This window comes from uncultured Campylobacter sp. (assembly GCF_963517995.1).
GTDB lineage: Bacteria > Campylobacterota > Campylobacteria > Campylobacterales > Campylobacteraceae > Campylobacter_A.
The window spans coordinates 1-4,108 of sequence record NZ_CAUQHQ010000170.1 but is presented as its reverse complement, the minus strand read 5'-3'; the positions used below and the strand labels follow the sequence as shown (position 1 = coordinate 4,108).

At 44.7% G+C, this 4,108-nt stretch carries 6 protein-coding genes and 1 pseudogene; all 7 read right to left on the bottom strand.

Annotation, left to right across the window (positions count from 1 at the left end):
- On the bottom strand, positions 1 to 640 hold a 640-nt coding region (locus tag RYL88_RS11915; protein ID WP_314991564.1), incomplete at its 3' end, for an ABC transporter permease subunit.
- A gap of 174 nt (positions 641 to 814) precedes the next feature.
- Entirely contained in the window at positions 815 to 1,516 is a 702-nt protein-coding gene (modA, locus tag RYL88_RS11910; RefSeq protein ID WP_314991563.1) for a molybdate ABC transporter substrate-binding protein, read from the bottom strand.
- Between the two features lie 109 nt (positions 1,517 to 1,625).
- Entirely contained in the window at positions 1,626 to 2,276 is a 651-nt protein-coding gene (locus RYL88_RS11905; RefSeq protein ID WP_314991561.1) for an ABC transporter ATP-binding protein, read from the bottom strand.
- A complete protein-coding gene (locus tag RYL88_RS11900; RefSeq protein WP_314991559.1) occupies positions 2,273 to 2,920 on the bottom strand; it encodes a cobalt ABC transporter permease in 648 nt (215 codons plus the stop codon). The genes RYL88_RS11905 and RYL88_RS11900 overlap by 4 nt, the downstream gene beginning before the upstream one ends.
- Positions 2,917 to 3,369 (bottom strand): hypothetical protein, encoded by a 453-nt coding sequence (locus tag RYL88_RS11895; protein WP_314991557.1) that lies wholly within the window; start codon positions 3,367 to 3,369, stop codon positions 2,917 to 2,919. The genes RYL88_RS11900 and RYL88_RS11895 overlap by 4 nt, the downstream gene beginning before the upstream one ends.
- Complete coding sequence (gene cbiM, locus RYL88_RS11890) at positions 3,363 to 3,950, bottom strand: cobalt transporter CbiM (protein WP_314127508.1); 588 nt, start codon at positions 3,948 to 3,950, stop codon at positions 3,363 to 3,365. The genes RYL88_RS11895 and cbiM overlap by 7 nt, the downstream gene beginning before the upstream one ends.
- Positions 3,950 to 4,108: pseudogene (locus RYL88_RS11885) on the bottom strand (DUF4198 domain-containing protein); the annotation flags it as partial. The gene cbiM and the pseudogene RYL88_RS11885, both read right to left, overlap by 1 nt.

The window sequence follows — 4,108 nt, the reverse complement described above, 5'->3', positions numbered from 1 at the left end:
AAAGACTTATCGCGAAGAATAAAATCAAGCTGAAAATCACGAGCAAAACGCTTAAAATCAGTGCCCGCTCGTTCTCTCCGTCATACACGGCATTGTAGATCGCAAGACCTAGCGTATCGGTTTTACCCACGATGTTTCCGCCTAGCATCAGCGTGATACCGACCTCGCCAAGGCCGCGAGCAAGGGCTAAAACAAGCGCCGAAACAACGCTTTTAAAGACGTTTGGGATGAGGATAAAAACGGCGATCTCAAAGCGATTTTTGCCTAGACTTTGACCTGCTTCGATTAGGCTTTTAGGCAGGCTTTCAAGCGCGCTTTGAACGGGCTTTACAAACAGCGGCAACCCCGCCAAAAACGAAGCGATAACGAGGGCTGAAAAGCTAAAAACGATCTGTAAATTTAGCGCCTTACCGATCACGCCGTTTCGCCCCAAGACGTAAAGTAGTAAAAATCCCGTAGCAATCGGCGGAAAAATGAGCGGAAACATTACAGCCGCTTCCAAAACGGCCTTAAATCTACCGCGGTAAAACGCCAAAAAATAAGCCGCGCCAAGCCCCAAAAATAGAAGTAGCACGAAGGTCGTGGCAAGCGTTTTGGCGCTTAAAAGCAGCGGATGGACGAGCCAGGTAAGTTCCTGCAATTTTTTCCTTTTTTGAGTTAAATTTCGCTCTTTGCTCAAGCGAAATATAGCGAGTAAATTTAGCGTTTTGTTAAATTCGACGTCAAATTTGAGCGGTAAAAATCGTCAAATTTCGCTCCCATAAAGCAGAAATTTGACGGTAAATTTAACCGAGCTAAAAGCCCTCGATTTAAATTATTTTAGCCCAAATTTAGCGAAAATTTCCTTCGAGCGAGGAGTTTTTATCTCGTCTATAAATTTAGCGCACGCCTCGTTACCTTCGCACGCGGGAAGCTTTGCCGCAGAGATAAAAACGGGGCTATAAAGCGCCTCATCGATATAGATCATGCTGCCAAACTCGCCCTCTCTAGCCACGGCCTCGGTCGAGTTGATAAAGCCCGCGTCCACTTCGCTGTTTGCTACGTAGGCGACTACTTGCGGTACGCCGGCAACCGGCAGCATCTTAGGCGCTAGATCGGCCTCTAACCCGGAGTTTTTCAAAAACTCCGTCGTCCTCACGCCGTAGATCGCTTTTTTGGCGTCGGGCATCGCGATTTTGGCGAGATTTTTTAGCTCAGATACGTCTTTTATCTGCTTGCCTTTTGGCGTGACTAGCACGAGTGCGCCCTTGCCGATGCGCTCATAGGCCTTTATATCAAGGCCCGTTTTCTTTAAAAACGCCTCGTCGCCCACGATCGCAGCCATCTTGCCCTCTTTTGCCTGGATGGTTATCTGGCCCAAATTTGCAAACGCGCCCTCGATCTGTACGCCGTCTTTTTTGAGATTTTCTATCACTTCAGTGACTGGTTTTTTGTATCCGCCGCCAGCGCCCACGAGCAAATTTTCGCCGCCGAATGCAACCGCGGCAGCGATAGAAATAAGTAGTAATTTTTTCATAAAATTCTCCTTTGTAATAAAATTTAGTAATTTTATGAAATATATCATTATACATTGATAAATTTTACTATTTTCGGAGTTTTTTTAAAAAAGTATAAATAAAAATATTTTATATCGGCTCTAGTCCGTTTTTAGTTAGGTGGTACATCGCGCTTGCTACGTCGCTTATAAATTCCTTGTCGTGAGAGACGATTATCTGCGTGACGTCGAGGGATTTTAAGATAGCGGCTATCCTTGCTTGCATCTGCGCATCAAGCGCGGTCGTAGGCTCGTCAAGTAGTAAAATTTTAGGCTTAGCCACCAGTATCCCCGCTAGCGCGACGAGCTTTTTCTCGCCTCCTGAGAGGTTAAACACTATCTCGTCTTTTAGATGCCAAATTTCAAGCTCGCGTAAAATTTCCTCTGCTTTTGCACTTGCGCCGTCCTCGTCCTCGCCGCGGCTAAGTAGCGAAAACATCACGTCGTCGCGTACGCTAGGACAGATGAAACAATCGTTGCTTTCTTGAAAAAGATAGCCTACGTCGCGGCGAAACGGCTTATACTCATCTAGATTTGAAATTTTATGGTGAAAAAGCTCTATATAGCCCAAAGAGGGCGCTTTAAGCCCAGCCATTATCTCGAGCAAGGTGCTTTTACCGCAGCCGTTTGGGCCTATGAGAGCGATTTTATCCTTGTGCGTCGCGTTTAAATTTAGATTTTCAAAAAGCGTTCTTTCGCCTATTTTGGCGCAGACGTTTTTTAGGCTTATCGTGCAGCTCATATCAGGACTCCTAAACTAAAAATATAACAACACGCCGTTAAAGCGATTATAACGGCGTCTTTCGCGCCTATTTTGAGGCCTTTAGCTCCGTAAAGTTTGCCCTCAAAGCCCCTACAAACAAAGGTTTTTTCAAGAACGCTAGCCTTATAAAACGCCTCCAAAAAAAGCATAGCGACTAAATTTGCGTAAATTTTATAGGTAAAAAGCGAGGTTTTAGGCTCAAATCCGCGAACTTTCAGGGTCTTTTTTAGCCTTAAAAATATCGTTTTAAGATCGGCCGTAAATTTAGCGCTAAAATAAAAAATCGCCGTTAGCTTATCGCCTAAATTTAGCGACGAAACGGCAAGCGCGATACTGAAATAATCGCTCCTATAAAAAGCGAGCCGCCCAAAAAGTATGATCAAATTCGACCTTATAAATATCAGCTTTGCAAGCGCGTATTCTTCGTAAAGAACGAGGCTTAAAACGACTAAGATTATAAAAATATTTAGTTTTAAAACGGATTTTAAAATTTCAAAAAGATTTTTAAAATTTAAAATCGCCAAAAAGATCACCGGCGCGATAAAAATAGCGTCCGTACCGCTTGAAAGCGATACTCTAAAGCTAAAAAAAGTAAAGCAAACCAGCAAAACGGATAGGTTCATTTGCCTCTTTTTACCAGATAAATTCCGCCGAAAAACAGCCCGATCCCGGCAAACGCAAGGATAAATTTAAGCGCGTAAGCCTTAAAATCCTCCTCGCTCTCGTCAAATTTGACGCTTGAGACGTCGCTTGACGCGTTATTTTTGGAGCTTTTTAGCTCGTCTTTGTTTGCGGTAAATTTGATCCTTTTTTCGTGCGCTAGTCCGCCGTCGATTACGATTTCAAATTCGTCAGCCGGGATTTTAACCCTAGCAAAGCCCTTTTCGTCGGTTTGCGAGCTTGCGATACGGGCGCCGTCTTTTATGAAAGATACGGGGCAATTTTTACAAGGGGAATTACCGTAAAAATAGCTCTTTACCTCGACGAATTCGCCCTCCTGCTTTGCAAAGCCTTTTAGCGAGTGCGCGTTTAGGATGCTTGCAAAAAGCATGATCAAAAGTATTTTTAGCAAATCAAAAGATCCTTTTTAACCCTATAAATAAAAGAAAGCGCAAAAAGCGAGATGATCCCCTCAAGCGCCATAAGGGCTAAATTTGAAGTAAAAACGAGCGCGGCTACGGGGGCGAATTCTTTACCGTTTAAAACGAGCGTCAAGGATAGCAAAACCGAGGAACAAAGTATAGGCAAAAACCCGACTAGAAACCAGAAAAACGACCTGTATCGCTTGAAAGAGAGCTTTAAAAGATAGGGGCTAAGAAGCGCAGGAGAGGCGATGATCAGCAAATTTACGCCAAGGGCGCTCAGGCCGCCGTAACCGAAAAGCAAGGCCTGAAAAAACAGCGCGATGAAAATAGCCAAAACCGCGTTTGCACCCAAAAACGCCCCCGCAAGGCCGCTTAACACGAGATGTATAGACGTAACGCCGATAGGCATGTGGATAAAAGACGCCGTAAAAAACATCGCGCTGACGGCCGCTACTTTGGGTATCTCGCTCGTTTTAAGCTTGTAAATCAAGCTTGAGACCAAAACAACGCAAAGGGCCGAGCAAGGCACGATGATTTCGGGTTTTAAAACGCCTTCGCTAATGTGCATTATTTATACTCTTTGGTTTGCACCCAGATGACGGCTCCAAGCTCCACGGGATACTCTTTGCCCTCGTGTTTTATCTTTTGGTCGTCGTCTATCAGCGCGGCAAATCCCCACCAGCCCTCAAGCGGCATCGCAAAGCTAAATTCGCCCTGCTCGTTAGT

What these genes read in the sequence shown, in the direction of transcription:
- modA (WP_314991563.1), bottom strand. Translation starts at nt 1,516, where the DNA reads ATGAAAAAATTACTACTTATTTCTATCGCTGCCGCGGTTGCATTCGGC.
- RYL88_RS11905 (WP_314991561.1), bottom strand. Translation starts at nt 2,276, where the DNA reads ATGAGCTGCACGATAAGCCTAAAAAACGTCTGCGCCAAAATAGGCGAA.
- RYL88_RS11900 (WP_314991559.1), bottom strand. Translation starts at nt 2,920, where the DNA reads ATGAACCTATCCGTTTTGCTGGTTTGCTTTACTTTTTTTAGCTTTAGA.
- cbiM (WP_314127508.1), bottom strand. Translation starts at nt 3,950, where the DNA reads ATGCACATTAGCGAAGGCGTTTTAAAACCCGAAATCATCGTGCCTTGC.